18 protein-coding genes are annotated in these 21,597 nt (G+C 72.9%); 2 read left to right on the forward strand and 16 right to left on the reverse strand.

Translation table 11 applies throughout. The features are described from left to right. Positions 1-170 precede the first annotated feature (170 nt). The 13 genes from ACFV4P_RS16060 to ACFV4P_RS16120 all read right to left on the reverse strand — a co-directional run bounded on the left by ACFV4P_RS16060 (position 171) and on the right by ACFV4P_RS16120 (position 13,765). Positions 171-590, reverse strand: a complete 420-nt coding sequence (locus tag ACFV4P_RS16060; protein WP_380471473.1) for an SHOCT domain-containing protein — start codon at positions 588-590, stop codon at positions 171-173. A gap of 105 nt (positions 591-695) precedes the next feature. Next, positions 696-2,312, reverse strand: a complete 1,617-nt coding sequence (ctaD, locus tag ACFV4P_RS16065) for a cytochrome c oxidase subunit I (protein ID WP_380472028.1) — start codon at positions 2,310-2,312, stop codon at positions 696-698. A 243-nt stretch (positions 2,313-2,555) separates the two neighbouring features. After that, positions 2,556-3,413: a zinc metalloprotease HtpX gene (gene htpX / locus ACFV4P_RS16070; protein ID WP_073807850.1), complete on the reverse strand. Its 858-nt coding sequence runs from the start codon at positions 3,411-3,413 to the stop codon at positions 2,556-2,558. A gap of 105 nt (positions 3,414-3,518) precedes the next feature. After that, positions 3,519-5,021, reverse strand: coding sequence for an NADH-quinone oxidoreductase subunit N (locus tag ACFV4P_RS16075; protein ID WP_380472030.1), 1,503 nt, complete (start codon positions 5,019-5,021; stop codon positions 3,519-3,521). Between the two features lie 32 nt (positions 5,022-5,053). Then, positions 5,054-6,580 (reverse strand): NuoM family protein, encoded by a 1,527-nt coding sequence (locus ACFV4P_RS16080; RefSeq protein WP_380471475.1) that lies wholly within the window; start codon positions 6,578-6,580, stop codon positions 5,054-5,056. Positions 6,581-6,626: 46 nt separating this feature from the next. Next, positions 6,627-8,591: an NADH-quinone oxidoreductase subunit L gene (locus ACFV4P_RS16085; RefSeq protein WP_380471477.1), complete on the reverse strand. Its 1,965-nt coding sequence runs from the start codon at positions 8,589-8,591 to the stop codon at positions 6,627-6,629. Next, complete coding sequence (gene nuoK / locus ACFV4P_RS16090; RefSeq protein ID WP_073807845.1) at positions 8,588-8,950, reverse strand: NADH-quinone oxidoreductase subunit NuoK; 363 nt, start codon at positions 8,948-8,950, stop codon at positions 8,588-8,590. The genes ACFV4P_RS16085 and nuoK overlap by 4 nt, the downstream gene beginning before the upstream one ends. Before the next feature lie 2 nt (positions 8,951-8,952). Then, positions 8,953-9,570 (reverse strand): NADH-quinone oxidoreductase subunit J, encoded by a 618-nt coding sequence (locus ACFV4P_RS16095; protein ID WP_380471479.1) that lies wholly within the window; start codon positions 9,568-9,570, stop codon positions 8,953-8,955. After that, positions 9,567-10,124: a NuoI/complex I 23 kDa subunit family protein gene (locus ACFV4P_RS16100; protein WP_380471481.1), complete on the reverse strand. Its 558-nt coding sequence runs from the start codon at positions 10,122-10,124 to the stop codon at positions 9,567-9,569. Before ACFV4P_RS16100 ends, ACFV4P_RS16095 begins: the two co-directional genes overlap by 4 nt. Next, the gene (locus ACFV4P_RS16105; RefSeq protein ID WP_380471483.1) at positions 10,124-11,083 is read right to left on the reverse strand and encodes an NADH-quinone oxidoreductase subunit H; all 960 of its coding nucleotides are present in this window, start codon (positions 11,081-11,083) and stop codon (positions 10,124-10,126) included. The genes ACFV4P_RS16100 and ACFV4P_RS16105 overlap by 1 nt, the downstream gene beginning before the upstream one ends. After that, positions 11,080-12,717: an NADH-quinone oxidoreductase subunit C gene (locus ACFV4P_RS16110; RefSeq protein WP_380471485.1), complete on the reverse strand. Its 1,638-nt coding sequence runs from the start codon at positions 12,715-12,717 to the stop codon at positions 11,080-11,082. The genes ACFV4P_RS16105 and ACFV4P_RS16110 overlap by 4 nt, the downstream gene beginning before the upstream one ends. Continuing rightward, positions 12,714-13,367 (reverse strand): NADH-quinone oxidoreductase subunit B, encoded by a 654-nt coding sequence (locus ACFV4P_RS16115; RefSeq protein ID WP_380471487.1) that lies wholly within the window; start codon positions 13,365-13,367, stop codon positions 12,714-12,716. Before ACFV4P_RS16115 ends, ACFV4P_RS16110 begins: the two co-directional genes overlap by 4 nt. After that, the gene (locus ACFV4P_RS16120; protein ID WP_380334388.1) at positions 13,358-13,765 is read right to left on the reverse strand and encodes an NADH-quinone oxidoreductase subunit A; all 408 of its coding nucleotides are present in this window, start codon (positions 13,763-13,765) and stop codon (positions 13,358-13,360) included. The genes ACFV4P_RS16115 and ACFV4P_RS16120 overlap by 10 nt, the downstream gene beginning before the upstream one ends. 275 nt (positions 13,766-14,040) lie before the next feature. Between ACFV4P_RS16120 and ACFV4P_RS16125 the strand changes: the two genes are divergently transcribed. Beyond that, positions 14,041-15,192: a sensor histidine kinase gene (locus tag ACFV4P_RS16125; RefSeq protein ID WP_380471489.1), complete on the forward strand. Its 1,152-nt coding sequence runs from the start codon at positions 14,041-14,043 to the stop codon at positions 15,190-15,192. Positions 15,193-15,262: 70 nt separating this feature from the next. On the opposite strand, the gene ACFV4P_RS16130 is transcribed toward ACFV4P_RS16125, so the two are convergent. Continuing rightward, positions 15,263-16,246, reverse strand: a complete 984-nt coding sequence (locus ACFV4P_RS16130) for a S1C family serine protease (protein ID WP_380472032.1) — start codon at positions 16,244-16,246, stop codon at positions 15,263-15,265. A 245-nt stretch (positions 16,247-16,491) separates the two neighbouring features. On the opposite strand from ACFV4P_RS16130, the gene galE reads away from it, so the two are divergent. Next, positions 16,492-17,466 carry a UDP-glucose 4-epimerase GalE gene (gene galE / locus ACFV4P_RS16135; protein WP_380471491.1) on the forward strand — a complete coding sequence of 325 codons (975 nt, stop codon included), beginning with the start codon at positions 16,492-16,494 and terminating at the stop codon, positions 17,464-17,466. Between the two features lie 35 nt (positions 17,467-17,501). Here galE and ACFV4P_RS16140 read toward each other — a convergent pair whose 3' ends face one another. Both ACFV4P_RS16140 and ACFV4P_RS16145 read right to left on the reverse strand, forming a co-directional pair. Then, complete coding sequence (locus ACFV4P_RS16140; RefSeq protein WP_380471493.1) at positions 17,502-19,097, reverse strand: hypothetical protein; 1,596 nt, start codon at positions 19,095-19,097, stop codon at positions 17,502-17,504. A 111-nt stretch (positions 19,098-19,208) separates the two neighbouring features. Further along, complete coding sequence (locus ACFV4P_RS16145) at positions 19,209-21,488, reverse strand: serine/threonine-protein kinase (RefSeq protein ID WP_380471495.1); 2,280 nt, start codon at positions 21,486-21,488, stop codon at positions 19,209-19,211. Positions 21,489-21,597 lie beyond the last annotated feature (109 nt).

The following is a 21,597-nucleotide window of genomic DNA, read 5'->3' on the forward strand; positions in this document are numbered from 1 at the left end:
TCTGCCGTCAATCGAGCTGCGCAATCCCCCCGGTTGAGCGTTCGACGATCACCGCCCCGAAACGGTCGAACTGCGCTCGAATTCGGTCGATCCGCCCCTCTGCCGGGCAGGCCAGGCAGGCCGGGCAGGCCGAAGGCCCGCCCCGGACGGGGCGGGCCTCTCGAACGCGTTCAGGCGAGGAGCTTGTCCTTGGCGCGCTGGTACTCCTCGTCGGTGAGCGCGCCGCTGTTGCGGAGTTCGGCCAGCCTGGCGAGGTCGTCCACGTGCCCGGTGGCGGCCGGCGGCTTGTCGCCGCCCTCGCCGGGCGCGGTGCCGGCGGCCTTGCGGATGTAGGCCTGGAAGGCGGCGTCGGCCTGTCTGGCCTGGTCGACGTCGCGTTCGTGCATGGAGCCGCCTCGGACGATCAGATAGACCAGGACGCCGATGAAGGGCAGCAGGATCACCAGGACCGTCCAGCCCGCCTTGGCGCCGCCGCCCATGTCCTGGCTCCGGAAGATGTCCGTGATGATCTTGAACAGCAGGAAGAACCAGAGGATCCAGAGGAACAGCTCCAGCATCGTCCAGAAGATGTTGAGCAACGGATAGTCCATGACGCTCCGATCCCGCGCACAGTCAGCCGGAACGCCCCCGCGCCTCGTGCGACACAGGGACGAAACGATTCGTATCACCGCGAAACGGGCATCGCATGTCGGGCGTCAGGGGACCCGGTCCGGGTTGTTCTGCAGCCGGTCGAACTCGGCGATGTCGGGGTGGTGCAGGTCGAACGCCGGGGATTCGGAGCGCACCCGCGGCAGGGTGACGAAGTTGTGGCGGGGCGGCGGGCAGGAGGTCGCCCACTCCAGCGAGCGGCCGTAGCCCCACGGGTCGTCGACGGTCACCCGCGGCGCGTGGCCGGCGGTCTTCCACACGTTGTAGAGGAACGGCAGGGTGGACAGGCCCAGCACGAACGAGCCGACGGTGGAGACGGTGTTCAGCGTGGTGAACCCGTCCGAGGCCAGGTAGTCGGCGTACCGACGCGGCATGCCCTCGGCGCCGAGCCAGTGCTGGACCAGGAAGGTGGTGTGGAAGCCGACGAACAGCGTCCAGAAGTGGATCCTCCCGAGCCGTTCGTCCAGCATCCGGCCAGTCATCTTCGGCCACCAGAAGTAGAAGCCCGCGAACATCGCGAACACCACCGTGCCGAACACCACGTAGTGGAAGTGCGCCACCACGAAGTAGCTGTCGGAGACGTGGAAGTCGATCGGCGGGGACGCCAGCAGCACGCCCGTCAGGCCGCCGAACAGGAAGGTCACCAGGAAGCCGACCGACCAGAGCATCGGCGTCTCGAAGGACAGCGAGCCGCGCCACATGGTGCCGATCCAGTTGAAGAACTTCACCCCGGTCGGGACGGCGATCAGCAGCGTCATGAAGGAGAAGAACGGCAGCAGCACCTGCCCGGTCACGAACATGTGGTGCGCCCAGACGGTGATCGACAGGCCGGCGATGGCGATGGTGGCGGCGATCAGGCCGGAGTAGCCGAACATCGGCTTGCGGCTGAACACCGGGATGATCTCCGAGACGATGCCGAAGAACGGCAGCGCGATGATGTACACCTCGGGGTGGCCGAAGAACCAGAACAGGTGCTGCCAGAGGATCGCCCCGCCGTTCATCGGGTCGAAGACGTGCGCGCCGAACTTGCGGTCGGCCTCCAGGCAGAGCAGCGCGGCGGCCAGCACCGGGAAGGCCATCAGGACCAGCACGGCGGTCAGCAGCACGTTCCAGACCAGGATCGGCATCCGGAACATGGTCATTCCCGGGGCCCGCAGGCAGATGATCGTGGCGACGAAGTTGACCGAGCCGAGGATGGTGCCGAAGCCGGAGAACGCCAGACCCATGATCCACATGTCGGCGCCGATGCCCGGCGAGTGCACGGCGTCGTTCAGCGGCGCGTAGGCGAACCACCCGAAGTCCGCCGCCCCCTGCGGGGTGACGAACCCGGCGACCACGATCAGCGAGCCGAACAGGTAGAGCCAGTACGCGAAGGCGTTCAGCCGGGGGAAGGCCACGTCGGGCGCGCCGATCTGCAGCGGCATGAACCAGTTCGCGAAGCCCGCGAACAGCGGGGTGGCGAACATCAGCAGCATGATCGTGCCGTGGATGGTGAACAGCTGGTTGAACTGCTCGTTGGAGAGGAACTGCGTCCCCGGGCGGGCCAGTTCGGCCCGCATCAGCAGCGCCATCACCCCGCCGACCAGGAAGAACGCGAACGAGGTGACCAGGTACAGGGTGCCGATCTGCTTGTGGTCGGTGGTGGTCAGCCACGTCACCAGCACGCGGCCCCGGCGGGGGCGGTTGGCGCGGCCGAAGCGGCGTCGCGGTGCCGGGGGGGCGGTTGGACCGGTCAGGCCCAGTTCGGCATCGCTCGGCAGTATCGTCACCGCACCGCACCTCCGGCCTCGGGTCTGGCAGTGCGTCCAGCACTACCAGCGGGACCGGAGGCCCGGGCGGACGCTCGCCGGGCCCTCCCCCGAAGGGCTCAGCGGCCGGCCGAAGGGCTCATCGGCCGGCCGGAGGGCTCAGCGGCCCGCCATCCGCTCCAGGCGGTCGATCCGCTCGCGCATCGGCGGGTGGGTGGAGAACAGCTTCGCGCCGACCTCGCCGGGCCGGAACGGGTTGGCGATCATCATGTGGCTGGCGGTCTGCAGCTGCGGCTCGGGCGGCAGTGGGAGGCGCTGGGTGCCGGCGTCCAGCTTGCGCAGGGCGCTGGCCAGGGCCAGCGGGTCACCGGTGATCCGGGCCCCGTCGGCGTCCGCCTGGTACTCGCGGGAGCGGCTGACGGCCAGTTGGATCAGGCTCGCCGCGATCGGCCCCAGGATCATGATCAGCAGCATGCCGAACAGGCCCGGGCCCTCGTCGTCGTCGGAGCGGCCGAACGGGATCAGCCAGGCGAAGTTCACCAGGAACATCACCACCGAGGCCAGCGCGCCGGCCACCGAGGAAATCAGGATGTCCCGGTTGTAGACGTGGCTGAGCTCGTGGCCGAGCACCCCGCGCAGCTCCCGCTCGTCCAGCAGCTGCAGGATGCCGTCGGTGCAGCAGACCGCGGCGTTGCGCGGGTTGCGGCCGGTGGCGAAAGCATTCGGCGCGGGGGTGGGCGAGATGTACAACCGGGGCATCGGCTGTCGGGCGGCGGTGGAGAGCTCGCGGACGATGCGGTACAGCTGCGGTGCCTCGATCTCGCTGACCGGGCGGGCCCGCATCGCGCGCAGCGCCAACTTGTCGCTGTTCCAGTACGCGTAGGCGTTGGTGCCGAGCGCGATCAGCAGCGCCACCAGCAGACCGGTACGGCCGAAGAAGCTGCCGATCACCAGGATCAGCGCGGACAGACCGCCGAGCAGAACGGCCGTCCGCAATCCGTTGTGGTGGCGGTGCACTGCGGGCCCTCCTGTGGTGCCGGGGAGGCCGGTGGAGCAGCCTCCTTCTGCCGGGATCAACGCGCCGAGCTGGCCCGATCGTTCCCTCCGGCATTCGACCACAGGTCAGAACAGGCTGCCCGACACCACCTGCAGCACCAGTTGCGGAGCCACCGACAGCACCACCGCGCCGCTCGCCGCAAGGCCGAGCGCGGCGGTCAGCGAGGCCGGAACGCGCGGCACGGCGACGTCCGCGGAGGTGGACGGCGCGAACAGCAGGGCGGTCCACTTCAGGTAGTAGGCGAGCGCGATCACCACGTTCACCGCCATCACCACGGCCAGCCAGCCCAGGCCGGCGTCGACGGCCGCCCGGAACACCACGACCTTGCCGAACAGCCCGACCACGCCCGGCGGCAGGCCGGCCAGGCAGAGCAGGAAGAACGCCAGCGCGAACGCCGCCCAGCGGTTGCGCGAGGCCAGCCCGCGGAACGACTCCAGCCGGCCCGTGCCGCCGACCAGCGCGACCACGCCGAACGCGCCCAGGTTCACCAGGCCGTAGATCAGCGCGTACGCCACCGTCGCACCCAGCGGGTCGGCGGAGTCGGCGTACCCGGCGGCGGCCAGCGGCACCAGCAGGTAGCCGGCCTGGCCGACCGAGGACCAGGCGAGCAGTCGCACCGCGCCGTACGGGGTGTCGGCGCGCTGGCGCAGCGCCGCCGCGTTGCCGACCGTCATGGTCAGCGCGGCCAGCACCGCCAGCACCAGGCCCCAGGTGTGGCCGTACGGGCGGAAGGCGACGGTGGTGACCAGCGCCAGGCCGGACAGGCCCGCGGCCTTGCCGACCACCGACAGGTAGCCCGCCACCGGCAGCGGCGCGCCGACGTAGGTGTCGGGCACCCAGAAGTGGAAGGGGACGGCAGCGGTCTTGAACGCGAAGCCGACCAGGGTGAGCACCGCGCCGGCCTCGGCCAGCGGCTTCAGCTGCGCGGGGGCCTGCGCGAGGCCGTCGGCGATGCCCTGGAGCTGGATCGTTCCGGCGGCGGCGTAGACGAAGCTGACGCCGAGTAGCATCACGGCGGTCGCGGTGACGGAGGAGAGGAAGAACTTCAGCGCGCTCTCCGCGCCCCGACCGTCCCGGCGCAGCGCGACCAGGGCGAACGCGGGCAGGGTGGCGACCTCCAGGGCGATCACCAGGGTGGCGAGGTCGCGGGCGGCGGGCAGCAGCGCGGCGCCGCAGGCGGAGGAGAGCAGCAGGAACCAGTACTCGCCGCCGGGCAACTTCTCTTCGTCGACGGTGTGCAGCGAGAGCAGGGCGGTGAGCAGCGCGCCGCCGAGCGCCAGCAGCTGGAAGGCGAGCGCGAAGTGGTCGGCGGTGTAGGAGCAGCCGCCGCTCTTGAAGCAGAACGTGGAACGGGTGTCGCCGAGCACCAGCGGCAGCAGCATGGCGAGCGCGGCGAGCAGGCCCGCGGCACTCAGCCACCCGAGCAGGCGCTTGCGGGCCTCGGGCAGGAACAGGTCGGCGACCAGCACGGCGAGGGCGGCGAGCGCGGCGATCAGCGGCGGGGCGACGGCCACCCAGTCGACGGACTGGATCAGGCCGCCCGGGTCGGCGACGGCGAGCGGAGTCATGAGGGGCTGCCCCAGGTCGTGAGTGGTGGTCATCAGCCGCTCCCGAGGAGGTGCTTGACGGCCGGGTCGGAGAGGCCGAGCAGCAGCGCCGGCCACAGGCCGGCCACCAGGGTGAGCGCGGCGAGCGGCGTCCAGCTGGCGGCCTCGTAGCTCTGGAGGTCGGGCAGGTCGGCGACCGGGGCGGGCTGCTTCGGGTCGCCCATGCAGACCCGCCGGACGACGACCAGCAGGTAGGCGGCGGTCAGCAGGGTGCCGAGGCCGGCCAGCACCATGTAGGTGACGAACGCGGGCCGGGACAGGCCGTCGGCCGGGTCGAACGCGCCGTACATGGCGAGCAGCTCGCCCCAGAATCCGGCCAGGCCGGGCAGGCCGAGGCTGGCGACGGCGGCGAACGCGAGCAGCGCGCCGATCCGCGGGGCGCGGCCGTACAGGGCGGCGCCGGTGGCCCCGGCGAGGGTGTCCAGGTCGGCGGTGCCGTAGCGGTCCTTGACGGCGCCGACCACGAAGAACAGCAGGCCGGTGATCAGGCCGTGCGCGATGTTGGCGAACAGCGCGCCGTTCAGGCCGGTCGGGGTGAGCGAGGCGATGCCGAGCAGCACGAAGCCCATGTGGCCGACCGAGGAGTACGCGATCAGCCGCTTCAGGTCGCCCTTGGCGCCCGTCCGGGCGAGGGCGAGGCAGGCCAGCGAGCCGTAGACGATGCCGACGGCGGCGAACGCGCCCAGGTAGGGCGCGTAGGTGGCGGTGCCGTCGGGGACGATCGGCAGCAGCACCCGGACCAGGCCGTAGGTGCCCATCTTGAGCATCACGCCGGCCAGCAGCACCGATCCGACGGTCGGCGCGGCGGTGTGCGCGTCGGGCAGCCAGGAGTGCAGCGGCCAGGCGGGGGCCTTGACGGCCAGGCCGACCAGGATGGCCAGCGCGGCGATCAGCTGGGTGGTGTGCGAGAGCCCGGAGCCGTGCGCGTCGGCGAGCTTCACCATGTCGAAGGTGCCGGCCTTGACGCCGATCAGCAGGAAGCCGAGCAGCATCACGGCGGAGCCGAGCAGGGTGTACAGGATGAACCGGTTGGCCGCGGCGACCTTCTGCCCGCTGCCCCAGCGGGAGATCAGGAAGTACATCGGGATCAGCACGATCTCGAAGGCCAGGAAGAACAGCACCAGGTCGAGCACCGCGAAGGTGGCCAGCATGCCGGTCTCCAGCAGGAGCAGCAGGCCGGTGAAGGCCCGGCCGCCGGGGCCCGCCGGGAGCTTCTTCGACGAGTACACGGCGCACAGGAAGGTGAGCAGCGCGGTGAGCACCAGCAGCGGCAGCGAGATGCCGTCCACGCCGAGGTGCAGGCGCACGTCCAGCGCGGGGATCCAGGACACGTCGGTGACGGCCTGCATCCGGCTCGGCGCGCCGTGGTCGAACCCGGCGGCGAGGGCGATCGCCAGCAGCAGGGTGCCGCCGGTGACGGTGGTGCCCAGGCGCAGCGCCCGCCGGTCGCCGATCGGGGCGAGCATCAGGGCGGCGCCGAGCAGCGGCAGGGCCAGGAGGGCGATGAGGACCGCGTTCATCGGTGGCTCCTAGGAAATGCCGGAACGGGGAAGAGCTGGGGGTGGGTCACGAGCCCACCGCCACCAGGACGACGAGCAGGACGGCTCCGGCGAGCAGCGCGCTCAGGTAGCCCTGGGCGTTGCCGGTCTGCGCGAAGCGGACGGCGCGGCCGAGCCAGCCGGGTGCGGCGCCGGCGCCGCGGACGTAGGTCTCCACGACGGCGCGGTCCAGGAACCGGACCAGCCCGGCGGCGGCCTCGGTGGGCCGGACGAACAGCGTGCTGTACAGCCGGTCGACGCCGAAGCCGTGCTGGGCGGGCCGGTACAGCGGGCCGAGCAGCAGCCGGGCGGGGTCGGCGGCGGGCTGCCCGGCTGCGGCCCGGGCGTTGACGGTGCGCCAGGCGGCGTACCCGATCAGCAGGCCGGCGACGGCGACGCCGGTGCCGATCACGCCGGTGGCGACGGACACCCGCAGCGACTCGCCGTCGAGCAGCGCGGGCAGCCAGTCGGTGCGCAGTCCGGCCACGCCGAAGGCCAGCGCGGGGACGGCCAGCACCCACAGGATCAGGCGCATCGCGGCCGGTTCGGCGTGCGCCGGGTCGGCCTCGTCGAGCTCTGGGGAGTACGGGGCGCCGGGCTGCGGGGCGAGGTCCTCGCCGTTGCGGGACCGGCCGTAGAAGACGGACAGCCACAGCCGGGCGGCGTAGGCGGCGGTGAGCAGCGCGGTGAGCAGGCCGGCCACCAGCACCGTCCAGCCGACGGCCTGCGGCACGGCGGAGGCCGGGCCGAGGGCGCCGGTCAGGGCCTCGCCGTGGGCGGCGTGCTCGGCGGCGCCGAGCACGGACTCCTTGGAGAAGAAGCCGGAGAACGGGAAGACGCCGGCCAGCGCGAGCAGGCCGATGGTCATCGTCCACCAGGCGTCGGGGATGCGGTGGCGCAGGCCGTCCATCCGGGCCATCGCGCTGATCGAGTTGGTGTGCGCGGCGTGGATGACGACGCCGGCGCCGAGGAACAGCAGGGCCTTGAACGCACCGTGCGAGACCAGGTGGAACACCGCGGCCTGCCGGTCGCCGGCGGCCAGCGCGCCGGCCATGTAGCCGAGCTGGCCGACTGTCGAGTAGGCGAGGACGCGTTTCAGGTCGTCCTGGGCGAGCGCGCACAGCGCGGAGCCGATCATGGTGACGGCGGCCATCACGGCCAGCACCACCAGCGCGGCGGAGGACTGCAGGAACACCGGCAGCAGCCGGGCGACCAGGTAGATGCCGGCCGCGACCATGGTCGCGGCGTGGATCAGCGCGGACACCGGCGTCGGGCCGGCCATCGCGTCCGGCAGCCAGGTGTGCAGCGGGAACTGGGCGCTCTTGCCGGCCACGCCGGCGAGCAGCAGCAGGGCGATCAGCGTGGGGTGGTGGAGGTCGCCCGCGGCGGCGACCCGCAGCACCTCGCCGATCCGGAACGTCCCGGCGTCCGCGCCGAGCAGGAACAGGCCGAACAGGAACGGCACGTCGCCGAGCTTGGTGACCAGGAACGCCTTCAGCGAGGCGGCCCGGGCGTCGGCGGTCTCCCAGTGGTGGCCGATCAGGAAGTACGAGCAGATGCCCATCACTTCCCAGCCGACCAGCAGCACGATCAGGTCGCCGGAGTAGACGACCAGGAACATCGCGGCGGTGAACAGCGAGACCAGCGCCGCGTACGACGGGTAGCGCGGGTCGTCCTTCAGGTACGCGGTGGAGTAGATCTGCACGCAGGTGGCGACCAGGCCGACCAGCACCGAGATCAGCGAGGTGAAGCCGTCCAGGTGCAGGGCGAGCGAGATCTCCGGGCCGCCGGTGGGGGCGAGCCGGGTGGCGGCGTCCAGGGTGGTGCCGGTGCCCAGCTGGAGGGCCGTCACCAGGGCGAGGACGGCGGACACCGCGACCGGCAGCACCGCGAGCGGGCGGGCCAGCGCGGGGTACCGGCGTCCGGTGGCCAGCCCGGCGGCGGCGCCGAGCGCGGGCAGGACGGGGACGAGGATCGGCAGCGCGAGGTTCATGCGGCGGCCTGCTCCTTCTCCTCGGCCGCATCGGCCGGGTCGTCCGCCTCGTGCCGGTCGCCGAGCGCGGTGACCCGGTCGACGGCGGCGGTGCGGCGGGTGCGGTACACCAGCAGCACGATGGCCAGGCCGAGGCCGATCTCGGCGGCGGCGACGGTGATGGTGAACAGGGTGAGCGCCTGGCCGGCGTGCAGGGTGTCGCGCAGCCAGACGTCGAAGGCGACCAGGTTGAGGTTGACGGCGTTGAGCATCAGCTCGACCGACATCAGCACCAGGATCACGTTGCGCCGGGCGAGCACGCCGTACACGCCGACGCTGAACAGCAGCACGGCGAGGACCGCGGGGTAGGCGAGGTGCACGCTCAGCGCTCCTTCGTCTTCGTCAGGGCGGTGCGCAGGTTCCCGGGCCGCGGCTTCTTCCCGTCGCCCTTGGCGCGGGACAGCACGATCGCGCCGATCAGCGCGGCCAGCAGCAGCACCGACAGCGCCTCGAACGGCAGCACCCAGTGCGAGAACAGGAACTCGCCGGTCAGCCGGGTGGTGCCGACCGGGCCGGACAGGTCGATCCAGGACGAGCGGAACGCGTCCACCACCAGCGTCACCAGGGTCGCGGCGGAGGCCACGCCGACGGCCAGCGCCGCCGGGCGGTTGCCGGAGTCGGCGTCCGGGGAGCGGCCGATCGGGGCGCGGGTCAGCATCAGGCCGAACAGCACCAGCACGACCACCGAGCCCAGGTACACCAGCACCTGCACCCAGGCCACGAACTCGGCCGTCAGCAGCAGGAACTCGACCGCCAGCCCGCCCAGCGCGACCACCAGCCACAGCGCGGCGTGCATCAGCTGCCGGGTGGTCACCGAGACGACGGCCGCGCCGAGCACCAGCACACCGACCAGCAGGAAGACGATCTCCTGCCCGGTCGGCGAGAGGTACGAGCGCGCGGCGGGCTCCAGCGAGCCCGCCGCGGCCAGCAGGGTGCTCAACTCTGCTCACCCTCCTCGGCGGCGGCAGCGGCCGCGGCGGCGGCCAGCTTGTCGGCGGCCTTGCGGGCCATGGCGATCTCCTTGGGCTCCTCCGCCGCGGCGTCGTGCGCGGGCGGCGGCGGGACGGTCCACATCCACTCGCGCAACCGGTCGCGCTCGTGGGTGAGCTCGCGGATGTCGGTCTCCGCGTACTCGAACTCCGGCGACCAGAACAGCGCGTCGAACGGGCACACCTCGATGCAGATCCCGCAGTACATGCAGAGCGAGAAGTCGATGGCGAAGCGGTCCAGCACGTTGCGGGTGCGGGCGCGGGCGTTCGGGTCGGCGGCGGGCAGCGTCTCCTTGTGGGAGTCGATGTAGATGCACCAGTCCGGGCACTCGCGGGCGCACAGCATGCAGACCGTGCAGTTCTCCTCCAGCAGCGCGATGACGCCGCGCGAACGCGGCGGCAGGTCGGGCTGCACGTCCGGGTACTGCGCGGTGACGGTCTTCCGCGTCATCGTCCGCATGGTGACGGCCAGGCCCTTGGCCAGGCCGGATCCGGGAAACTTCATCAGGAGATCGCCACCTTGACGATGCCGGTGAGGGCGAGCTGGGCCAGGGCGAGCGGGATCAGCACCGTCCACGCGAAACGCATCAGCTGGTCCTCGCGCAGCCGCGGGAAGGTGACCCGCAGCCAGAGCACCACGAACGCCAGCGCGAACGTCTTCACCAGCGTCCACAGCCAGCCCAGGCTGTCGGAGAACGGGCCGTGCCAGCCGCCCAGGAACAGCACCGTGGTCAGCCCGCAGAGCACCACGATGCCCGCGTACTCGGCCAACAGGAACAGCGCGAACCGCAGACCGGTGTACTCGGTGTACGCGCCGAAGATGATCTCCGAGTCGGCGACCGGCATGTCGAACGGCGGCCGCTGGAGCTCCGCCAGACCCGCCGTGAAGAAGACGAACCCGCCGATCAGCTGCCACGGCACCCACCACCAGTGGAACGCGTCCACCACCCCCGGCAGCGAGACGGTGCCCGCGGCCATCGCCACCGACGCCGCCGCGAGCAGCATCGGCAGCTCGTACGACATCAGCTGCGCGGCCGTGCGCAGCGCGCCCAGCAGCGAGAACTTGTTCGCCGACGCCCAACCGGCCATCAGCGAACCCAGCACGCCGATGCCCATCACCGCCAGCACGAAGAAGATGCCCGCGTCCACCGCCTGCCCGACCAGCCCGTTCGGACCGACCGGGATCACCAGCAGCACCAACAGGTACGGCAGCAGCGCGACCGCCGGCGCCAACCGGAAGATCCGCCGATCCGCCCCCGCCGGGACGATGTCCTCCTTCTGCGCGAACTTCACCCCGTCGGCGACCAACTGCGCCCACCCGTGGAACCCACCCGCGTACATCGGGCCGAGCCGCCCCTGCATGTGCGCCATCACCTTGTGCTCGGCCTGACCGACCACCAACGGCAACACCAGGAACACCACCAGCGTGCCGACACAACGCAACAGCGTGTCGAGAAGGTTCACGCGCTGTCTCCGTTCTGCTCGGACTGCTGATCGCTGTCGGACTCTCCCCGCCGCACAGCCCCACCCTCACCGGGCTCCCCCTGCACAACCCCAGGTTCCACAACCCCGGTTTTCCCCCCGCCCCCGGCCTCCGCAGCCTCGGGCTTCAGGGGCTCGGGCTTCACAGGCTCGGGCTTCACGGGCTCGGCCTCCGCAGCCTCGGGCTTCAGGGGCTCGGGCTTCACGGGCTCGGGCTTCACGGGCTCAGGCTCGCGCCGCTCGGCCTCGACCGGCCCACCGGCAGGCTTCGCCACCCCGGCCCGCATGCCCTCAGACTCTCCCGCCTCGGACACCGCAGGCCCGGACGGAACGGGCTCGGCCTGCGCGCCGGCAGGCTCCGCCGCCATAGGCACCGCACCCGCGAGCGCGGGCCCTGTCGCCTCGGACTCCGCAGGTTCAGGCTGCGCGGCACCGGCCTGCGTACCCTCGGACTTCTCCACCCCGGGCACCGCAGGCTCTGCCTTCGCCACCTCGGACTCCACAGCCGCAGGCCTCGCGGGCTCGGGCTGCGCGGCCTTCGACTCCACGGCGTCAGCCGCCACAGGCGCGACCTTCGCCGGCTCACCGTTCGTGGCCTCCGACTCCACAGCCCCGGACTTCTCTGCCTCGGGCCCCGCAGGTTCTGCCTTCGCAGCCGCAGGCCTCACCGACCCCGGCTGCGCTGCCTCGGGCTGCCTCTCCGCGGACTTCTCGTGGGCCGGGACGGGGGCGTGCCACGGGGCGTCGGACGACTGGGTCCGGGCGGTGCGGCGCGGGGGTTCCGGTGTTTCGGGGGTGGCCTGGCTGACGGAGCCCTCGCCGACGCTGCGACTGCGGCGCGGGCGGTCGGCCCGGACCGGCGGCGCATCGGCGGCGGTGCCGGCGGCGGGGGCAGCCTGGCTCGCAGAGCCCTCGCCGACGCTGCGGGCGCGGCGCGGGCGGTCGACGCCGGCCGCCGCTCCGGCGCGGGCCGCGCGGGCGGGGCGTTCGGCGACCGGGGGGAGGGTGCCCTTGAGGGGGCCCCACTCGTTCGGGTCGGGGACGCCGGGGGGCAGCATCTTGCGTCGGGCCGGGCCGCCGCCGTGGTCGGACTCGCCGGGCTCCTTGGCACCGGGCCAGTCCTTGGCGACTCGCGCGGCGAGCACGAAGTCCTTGCGCAGCGGGTGGCCCTCGAAGCCGTCCGGCAGCAGCAGCGTGGCCGGGAAGGGGTGGCCGGGGAACTCGATGCCGAACATCTCGCGGGTCTCCCGCTCGTGCCAGGCGGCACCGGCGTACACCCCGACGGCGGTCGGCAGCACGGCCTTGTCGCGCGGCACCCGGGTGCGCAGCAGCAGTCGGCGCACCCGGCCGGGCTCGCCGACGGCGGCCAGGTGGGCGCAGACCGCGAAGCCCTCGGCGAGTTCGTCGACGGCGCTGAGCCAGTCGAGGAACGCGAGGCCGAGGCCGTCGCGGGCGGCGGTGAGCGCCTCGATCCAGTGCTCGGCGGGAACGGTGACGGTGAGCAGGTCGTAGGCCTCGACGGCGGTCGCCCACGGCCCGATCGCGGCGGCGGCCCGCTCGGCAGCAGACGGAACGGCGGACGGACCGGCGGGCGGAACGTCAGGGGTCTCGGTCACCGTTCGCCCTCCTCGGCAGCGGGGGCGGGGGCGGGGGCGGGCGCAGCCTGCAGCGGCCGGCGCAGCGCGGCGGCGGGTGCGGCGTAGCGCTGCGGCACGTCCTCGGCGGCGATCTTCTCCTGGAGCTTGAGGATGCCCTGGAGCAGCGCCTCGGGCCGGGGCGGGCAGCCGGGCACGTAGACGTCGACCGGAATGATCTGGTCGACGCCCTTGGTGACGGAGTAGGAGTCCCAGTAGGGGCCGCCGGAGTTGGCGCAGGCGCCGAAGGAGATGACGTACTTCGGTTCGGGCATCTGCTCGTACAGGCGCTTGACGGCGGGGGCCATCTTGTCGGTGACGGTGCCCGAGACGATCATCAGGTCGGCCTGGCGGGGGCCGGGCGCGAACGGGATGACACCCATCCGGATGAAGTCGTGCTTGGCCATGGACGCGGCGATGAACTCGATCGCGCAGCAGGCGAGTCCGAAGTTGAAGCACCAGAGGCTGTAGCGGCGGCCCCAGTTGAGCACCACCTTGACCGGGTCCGGGGCGAGCCGGGCCAGCGGGCCGAGGCGGCGCTGCTCGACGGCGGCGCCGGGGTTGGCCGGGTCGGGGATGCCGAGCGGGACCGGGCCCTGACCGGGCGTCCCGTGGGAGTGCGTCACGTCCATTCCAGAACGCCCTTCTTCCAGGCGTAGAGCAGTCCGACCGCGAGGAAGCCGATGAAGACGAACATCTCCACCAGCGTGGCCGCCCCGAAGCCGGCGGCGGCGAACACCGTGGCCCACGGGAACAGGTAGATCGCGTCGACCGCGAAGATCACGTAGAGGAAGGCGTAGACGTAGTAGCGGATCTGGGTGTGCGCCCAGCCCTCGCCGACCGGATCGACGCCGCACTCGTAGGCGAGCAGTTTCTCCGGGGTGTCGACCACCGGTCGCAGCAGGCGGTTGGCGGTGAAAGCCACCGTGACGAAGAGGACACCGATGACCGCCAGCAGACCGATCGCCGCGTAGGCGTCGAAGTAGCCGCTGCCGGCGGCGGGGTCGGCAGCGAGCGGCTGCCACTCCATGGGTTACGCCCTTCTTCTTTGCCCGTCCATAACCATCGCTATCGCGGGAGTCTATGTGCACCGCTCGTCTACTCCCCCATCTGCCCGTTCTGCAAGACGTCCGGTGGACACCCGTCGGAATGGCCTTCGCCGGCCCGCCGGGAGCGGGGTTCAGCACAGGGGGTGGGGATAACCCCCGGACGAAGACGGAGTGCAGCACCATGGCGGCCCGGTGTCCGCAACCGGGATGCTGGTGATCGTCAAAGAACCGGCGAACACCAGGAGAGGGCGCCGACATGGAGGACAAGGCGAAGCGCCCGTCGTTGTACGGGCCGCAGCTGTGGCAACAGGTCCAGCACGAGCTGCTGAACCTCCCGATCGGCATTGCCGCCTTCACGGTGATGGTGACGCTGCTGTCGACCGGCCTCGGCATGGCGGTGACGGTCGTCGGCCTGCCGCTGCTGGCCTTCGGGTTGACGTGCTGCCGCCTGTTCGGCCGGCTGGGCCGGGTCCGGGCCCGGGCCTCGCTGGGCAGCCGGATCGACGAACCGGAGCCGCTGGCGGCGACGCGTCCGGGCCCGGCGGGCTGGGTCGTCGCCTCGCTGTCGGACGGGCTGAGCTGGCGTTCCGCGCTGTACTGCCTGCTGATGCTGCCCTGGGGCATCGTCAGTTTCACGCTGACGCTGGTGCTGCTGATCGTCGGCTGGCCGGTGCTGCCGTGGGCGATGCGGGCGCTGGCGGCGGTGTCCCGGCTGCTGGTGGAGGGGCTGCTGTCGCCGGGCGCGCTGCAGGAGCGGGTCCGCGAGCTGGAGGACGACCGGGGCACGGTGGTCGACCACGCCGCCGCCGATCTGCGCCGCATCGAGCGGGATCTGCACGACGGCGCGCAGGCCCGGCTGGTGGCGCTGGCGATGGATCTCGGTCTGGCCAAGGAGAAGCTGACGGAGGATCCCGTGGCCGCCCAGAAGATGGTCGACGCGGCGCACGGCGAGGTGAAGCTCGCCCTGCAGGAGCTGCGTGATCTCGCCCGGGGCATTCACCCGGCGGTGCTCACGGATCGCGGTCTGGATGCCGCGCTGTCCTCGGTGGCGGCCCGCTGCACGCTGCCCGGCGGTGTCAAGGTGCACGTCGAGATGGGCGAGGGCCGCCCGGATTCGGCGGTCGAGGGCATCGCCTACTTCACCGTCAGCGAGCTGCTGACCAACGCCTCCAAGCACTCCGGTGCCCGCTCCGCCTCGGTGGACGTCTGGCGGCAGGACGACCGGCTGATGCTCACGGTGCAGGACGACGGCCGTGGCGGCGCCGAGATACGCCCGGGCGGCGGGCTGGCCGGGCTGGCCGAGCGCGCCGAGTCGGTGGACGGCGTGTTCGTGGTGGACAGCCCGGCCGGCGGCCCGACCTCGGTGGCGGTCGAGCTCCCCTGGCGCACCCGGGCCGGCCGGGGCTGACGGCGGGCATGGACGGGCCCGGGGTGCCGCCCCTTGCGCGGTACGGCACTCCGGGCCCGAGTGGGCGGGGCTAAAGCGTCCCGAGGGTGACGTCCGCGGTCTGGTTCTGGGCGTCGCGCTGGTAGCCGACGGTCACCTTGTCGCCCGGGGAGAGCGAGGCGAGCGCGGTGGTCAGCGCGGAGGGGCTGGTGATCGCGGTGTCGTTGATCTTGGTGATCACGTCGCCCGCCTGCAGCCCTGCGGAGGCCGCCGGTCCGCCGGAGGCCACCGAGACGATCACCGCGCCGGCCGGCTGGAAGTTGGTGTCGAAGTAGGGGCGGACGGTCACCCCGAGCGCGGCCCGCCCGGAGTTGGTGACCTTGCCGCTGGTGATCAGCTGGTTGGCGATGCTGGTCACGGTGACAGCGGGGATGGCGAAGCCGATGCCGGGCGCGGCCGAGTTGCCCAGCTCGGGGTCGACGGCGGTCAGGGTGTTGATCCCGATCACCTGGCTGGAGAGGTTGACCAGTGCGCCACCGCTGTTACCGGGGTTGATCGCCGCAGAGGTCTGCACCATGTTGCCGATGGTGGCACCGGGCGAGCCCGAGGTCTGCGGCTCGGTGACGGTCCGCCCGACCGCCGAGACGATACCCTCGGTGACGCTGCTGGACAGGCCCAGCGGGCTGCCCATGGCCAGCGCGATCTGGCCGACCGCCACCTTCGAGCTGTCCGCGAAGGTGGCCGGCTTGAGGCCGTTGGGCAGACTGCTCAGCTTGATCACCGCGAGGTCGGACTGCGGGTCGCTGCCCACCAGGGTGGCGTCCAGCGGCTTGGTGCTGTTGGCCAGCGTCACGGTGAAGGTCTGCGCGGTGCCGATCACGTGCGCGTTGGTGACGATGTCGCCCTTGTCGTCGAAGACGATCCCGGAGCCGAGGCTGTCACCGGCGGTGATCTGCACCACCGAGGGCAGCACCTGGGAGATCACCTGCTGGTAGTTCTGCTCCAGCTGGTCGCTGGTGGAGGGCGCCGGCGCGCTGGTGGCGGCACCGGCCGCCGTGCTGGAACCGGAGTCCATGTCGTTGCTGGAGCAGCCGGTGACCAGCAGCGCGGCCGCGGCGAGCACCGCCGCGGGGCCGAGCCACAGCTTGGGCCCGGTAGGTCGGGGGCCCGCCGGCAGCGGGCGGGTCGGTTCCTTCTTCGGGCGCACGGCGGCCCCCTCCGGTCGCAGGACAGAACTTTGTCAGCATTTCAGCGAAATGTCCGATTGCCTGTGCAGACACACCCGCCGCCACCCGGAAAGCGGCCGTCTAGGATCGGCCCATGACCTGGTTGATCACGGGCGGGGCCGGCTACATCGGCGGTCATGTCGTCCGGGAGTTGGTCGCAGCCGGCGAGTCCGTGGTCGTCCTGGACGACCTGAGCTCCGGCGCGGCCTCCCACCTGCCCCCCGGCGTCCCCCTGGTGACGGGCTCCACGCTGGACCGCCCGCTGCTGGACGGCGTCCTCGCCGAGCACGGCGTCACCGGCGTCCTGCACCTGGCCGCCCGCAAGCAGGTCGGCGAGTCGGTCGCCCAGCCGCTGCGCTACTACCACGAGAACGTGGAGGGCCTGCGGGTCGTGCTGGCCGCCGCGGTGGACGCGGGGGTGCGCCGGGCGGTGCTGTCCTCGTCCGCCGCCGTCTACGGCATGCCGGACGTCGACCTGGTCACCGAGGCCACGCCGTGCCTGCCGATGAACCCGTACGGCGAGACCAAGCTGGCCGGCGAGTGGCTGCTGAACGCCTGCGCCGACGCCTACGGGCTGTCCGCGGTGTCGCTGCGCTACTTCAACGTGGCGGGCGCGGCCTCCCCCGAACTGTCCGACCCGGGCGCGGCCAACCTGGTGCCGCTGGCCTTCCAGCGCCTCACCGCCGGACTGCCCCCGCTGATCTTCGGCGACGACTACCCGACGCCGGACGGCACCTGCGTCCGCGACTACATCCACGTCTCGGACGTCGCCTCCGCGCACGTCGCCGCGGTCCGCCGGCTGAGCGCGGCCGCGCCCGACGAACCGGTCCGGCTGACCCTCAACATCGGCACCGGGCACGGCGTCTCCGTCCGCGAGATGCTCGCCGAGATCGCCGAGGTCACCGGCCTCGACCTCGCCCCCGAGGTGTCCGCCCGCCGCCCCGGCGACCCGGCCCGGGTGGTGGCCTCCGCCGACCTGATCCACCGCGAACTCGGTTGGACGGCCCGCCACGACGTCCGCGCCATGGTCTCCTCCGCCTGGGCCGGCTGGCAGCACCGCCACCCGTAGGCCCCGGACTCGGTCCGGGGCCCACGGGCTCCGGATCAGTTCGCCGGGTGGATCGGCGAGGTGGCCAGCGCGGTCAGCGTGGTGCCGTCGAAGCGGTAGCCGGTGGCGTTGCCCTGCGCGTCCACGGCCCACAGGTCGGCGAGGCCGTCGCCGTCCAGGTCGGTGCCCTGCAGGACCGGCTTGCTCGCCGCGTCCCAGCCGCCGGCGGCGACCAGCACCGGGGTGCCGATCGGGTCGCCGAGGAACGGCCCGGTCAGCGTCGAGGCGGCGTAGTAGTAGAGCGAGCCGTCCGCGTCGTTGCGGGCGAACAGGCCGGGCAGGCGCTCCGCGCCGAGCACCGCGGTGGTGATGGACCAGCCGTGCCAGTCACCGGTGCCGGCCGGGTTGACGTCGCTCAGCTCGACGGCCGACCCCAGCGACTGGAAGGCGCCGGGGAAGCTGGCGCTGCCCACAAGGATCAGCTTGCCGCCGGCCAGCACCAGCAGGCCGTCCGTGGTGCGGAAACCGGTCGGGTAACCGTTCCCGGCCGAGTACAGCTCACCGGCGTCGGCGACCCGCTCGACCCGCTTGGTGCCGTCGTCGAAGACGTGCTGCCCGATGTTGACCGACCTGTACGGGTCGAACCCGCCGGCCGCGTAGGGCAGCGCGGTACCGACACCCACGCTCGGCACGTAGGCGAGCACGCTGTCCGCCTGGGTGCCGTTGAACCGGCCGCCCACCGCCAGCGTGCCGTTCCAGTCGGCGGCGCCGCCCGGCGCGTTCCGCCCGGTGCCGGCCGCGCCGACCTGGACGGCGGGGGCGAGCACGCCGCCGCCCTGACCCTTGGCGAGCCACAGACCGTCGCCGAGGCCGAGCTGCCCGCCGACCAGCAACAGGTCGGGCCGCCCGTCGCCGTCGATGTCGCCGGCGACCCGCGGCGGCTGCGCCGCGTTCAGCCCGGCGGTGGCCTGCGGTCCGCGGTTCCCGCCCGGGGACAGCGGGACGACGGTCAGATTGCTGTACGCGCTGACGGGAGTGACGGTCAGGACGGCGTTGCCGGAAGCGTCGGCGGTGGCGGTCTTCGGGGCCTCTCCGCCGACCTGGTACTCGTAGGCGGCGGGCGGCTCCCCCGGCCCGGCGGTCACCGTGATCTGCACGGGCGTACCGATCACCAGCCCGCTGGGAACGGACACCGTCGGAGCGGCGGTGGGCACGGTCGGGTCGTAGCGGAAGTGGCAGGTGGTGGACCAGTCGCCGGGTTCCTGACCGCCCTGGGCGCGGGCCTTCCAGTCGAAGTCGGTGATCGTCCCGCCGGCTGCGGCCGTCAGGACGTCACGGGACAGCTGGTGGACCGCGGCGGTGCCGGGAGTGGCGGACAGGGTGACGTCGTCGACGGGCGCCCCGGTGCCGGAGCGCAGCAGCTGGAACTCCACCTTCCCGGAGTCGGAGGCGTTGGCGAACAGCGTGAGGTCGCCGAGGCCGAGCACGGTGCCGCCGGCGCAGTCGGTGCCGGGCACGGTGCGCAGGCCGGTCGGCGGGGCCGGCAGGTCGGTGGCGCCGGCCGTGGGCGCGACGGCCCCGGTGGCGGCGAGCACCACGCCGAGGGCGGCCGCGGCGACGGCCGAGCGGCGCCGGGCGAAAGCGATGGACATGTGGGTTCCCTCCCTCGAACGACCATCAATGTGATGATCATTTCGAGGGAGGGTATGCCCCGTCCGGTGCCCCCGGTCACCGACCTGGACAAAGAAGTTCTCACCCGAATGTCAGTGCGGGACGGCCGTGCCGTAGAAGGAGTCCAGCGCGTACACGCAGCGGTCCTTGGAGCCCACGAAGACCCGGCCGTCGACGGCGACCGGGGAGCCGGTCAGTTCGCCCTTGGTGCCGAGCTCCCAGCGCAGACGGCCGGTGGCGAGTTCCAGGGTGTGCAGCGAGTGGTCGCGGCTGCCGAGGTGCACCAGGCCGTCGGCGACCGCCGGGGAGCCGACCAGGTCGGCGCGGGCGGCGTAGCGCCAGCGCTCCAGGCCGGTGGCGCTGTCGAAGGCGAACAGGGTGTCGCCGGAGCCCAGCAGCACCGTCCCGTCGGCGACCACGGCGGGCTCGGCGCCCTGCCGGTTGGCGGTGGAGGCCCGCCACAGGCCGTGCCCGGTGGCGGCGTCCAGCGCGTACAGGGTGCCGAGGTAGTCGGCGACGTACACCGCCCGGTCGTCGACCGCGGGCGGGGTGAACAGCACGACGGGCGCGTCGAAGCGCCAGCGCTCGGCGCCGGTGGCGGCGTCCAGCGCGTGCACCCGCTGGCCGGAGGTCAGGTAGAGCACGCCGCCGCGTGCGACCGGCCGGGCCGGGACCTTGCCGGCCACCGGGAACGCCCAGCGCACCCCGCTGCCGCGCGGGTCCACGCAGTGCAGCCGGCCGGAGCCCTGGTAGTAGGCGGAGCCGGCGATCAGCGTGGGGCCGGACTGCGGGTTCTCGTACTCCTGCTGGGCGTCGTCGGCGCGCCACAGTTCGGCGCCGCTGGCGGCCGAGCGCAGCTGCACCCCGCCGCCGCGGATGCCGCAGCAGAGCACGCCGTCGGCGGCGTCCAGCGAGTACACCCAGCCGTCCAGCGAGGTGCGCCAGCGCTCGGTGCCGTCGGCGGAGTCGACGGTGTACAGGTGCGGCCCGTCGGCGGCGTGCACCCGGCCGCCGTCCACGGCCAGCGCCCAGGCGACGTCCCGGGTCTTCCAGCGGCGCTCGCCGGAGCCGATGTCGAGGGCGTGCACCTCGAAGCTGGAGACGAACAGCGTCCCGTCGGCGACCACCGGGGTGCCCCAGACGTCGTTGGACATCCGGAACCGCCAGGGCCGCCAGCGGGCGGCGGGCGGCCTCGGCGGGGCGGCCGGCGCGGAGGTGCGGCGCACCCAGTCGGTGCCGACCGGGGCGGCGGACGGGGCGACGGGCTCCACCCGGGGGCCGGGGCCTATCGGCACGTGCGCGCCGGCCAGCCGGATCTCGCCGTCGCCGCCGGGCGCGCCGGGCGCCTCCCGCCGGTGCGGCCGCACCCGCTCGGTGGCCACCTCGGCCTCGGACGGCACGCCGAGCGGCGCGGCCTGCGAGATCGGCGGGGCGACCGGCTGCGGCGGCACCACGGGCGCGGGCGGCTGGCTGACCGGGCGGCGGCTGCTGCGCTTGGCCTCGATCAGGTCGAGCGCGGCGGGCGGCAGCCAGTCCCCGGCCTCGCCGGAGGCGTCGGCCCGGGAGAACAGGTGCGGGGCCAGCTCGGCCTGGATCTGGGCGGGCGTCGGCCGGTGCTCGGGCGCGGGCCGCATGCAGGCCCGCACCAGGTCGACCAGCTCGGCGGGCAGCCCGGACAGGTCGGGCTGGTCACGGAGCAGCTGGAACACCGTCTCGACCGGGTTGGTGCCCCGGTACGGCGGGTGGCCGGTGGCGCAGAAGACCACCAGCGAGCCGAGCGAGAAGACGTCGCTGGCGCCGGTGACGCTGCGGCTGTCGCGGGCCTGCTCGGGCGACATGTAGGCGGGGGTGCCGACCGCGACGTTGGTCATGGTGAGCCGGGTGCTCGACACGCCGGCCGCGATGCCGAAGTCGATCACCCGCGGGCCGTCCTCGACCACCAGCACGTTGGACGGCTTGAGGTCGCGGTGCACCAGCCCGGCGGCGTGGATGGACTGCAGGGCCTCGGCGATGCCGGCGGTCAGCCAGCGCACCGCGTCGGCGGGCAGCGGCCCGCAGTCGGTGACCAGGTCCTCCAGCGAGGGCGCGGGCACGTAGGCGGTGGCCAGCCAGGGCACCGCGGCGTCGGCGTCGGCGTCCACCACGGCGGCCGTGTAGAAACCGCCGACGGTCTTGGCCGCGGCGATCTCGCGGGCGAAGCGGACCCGGAACAGGTTGTCCTCGGCCAGTTCGGTGCGGACGGTCTTGACGGCCACCCGGCGGCCCGAGGCCGACCGGGCCAGGTACACGAGGCCCATGCCGCCCGCGCCGAGCCGGGCAAGCACTTCGAAGGGCCCGATCCGCCTCGGATCGTGCGCCGTCAGCTGGTCCACTCCGCAGCCACCTCCCCTTCAGCCAACGCCCCCCGGCGGTGGCGCGCCCCCGATTCTCCAATGCCCGCCGTCCTGGAGCCAATCTCACCCGCCCGTGTCACCCGGCCCG

This window comes from Kitasatospora sp. NPDC059795 (assembly GCF_042732175.1).
Taxonomy (GTDB): domain Bacteria; phylum Actinomycetota; class Actinomycetes; order Streptomycetales; family Streptomycetaceae; genus Kitasatospora.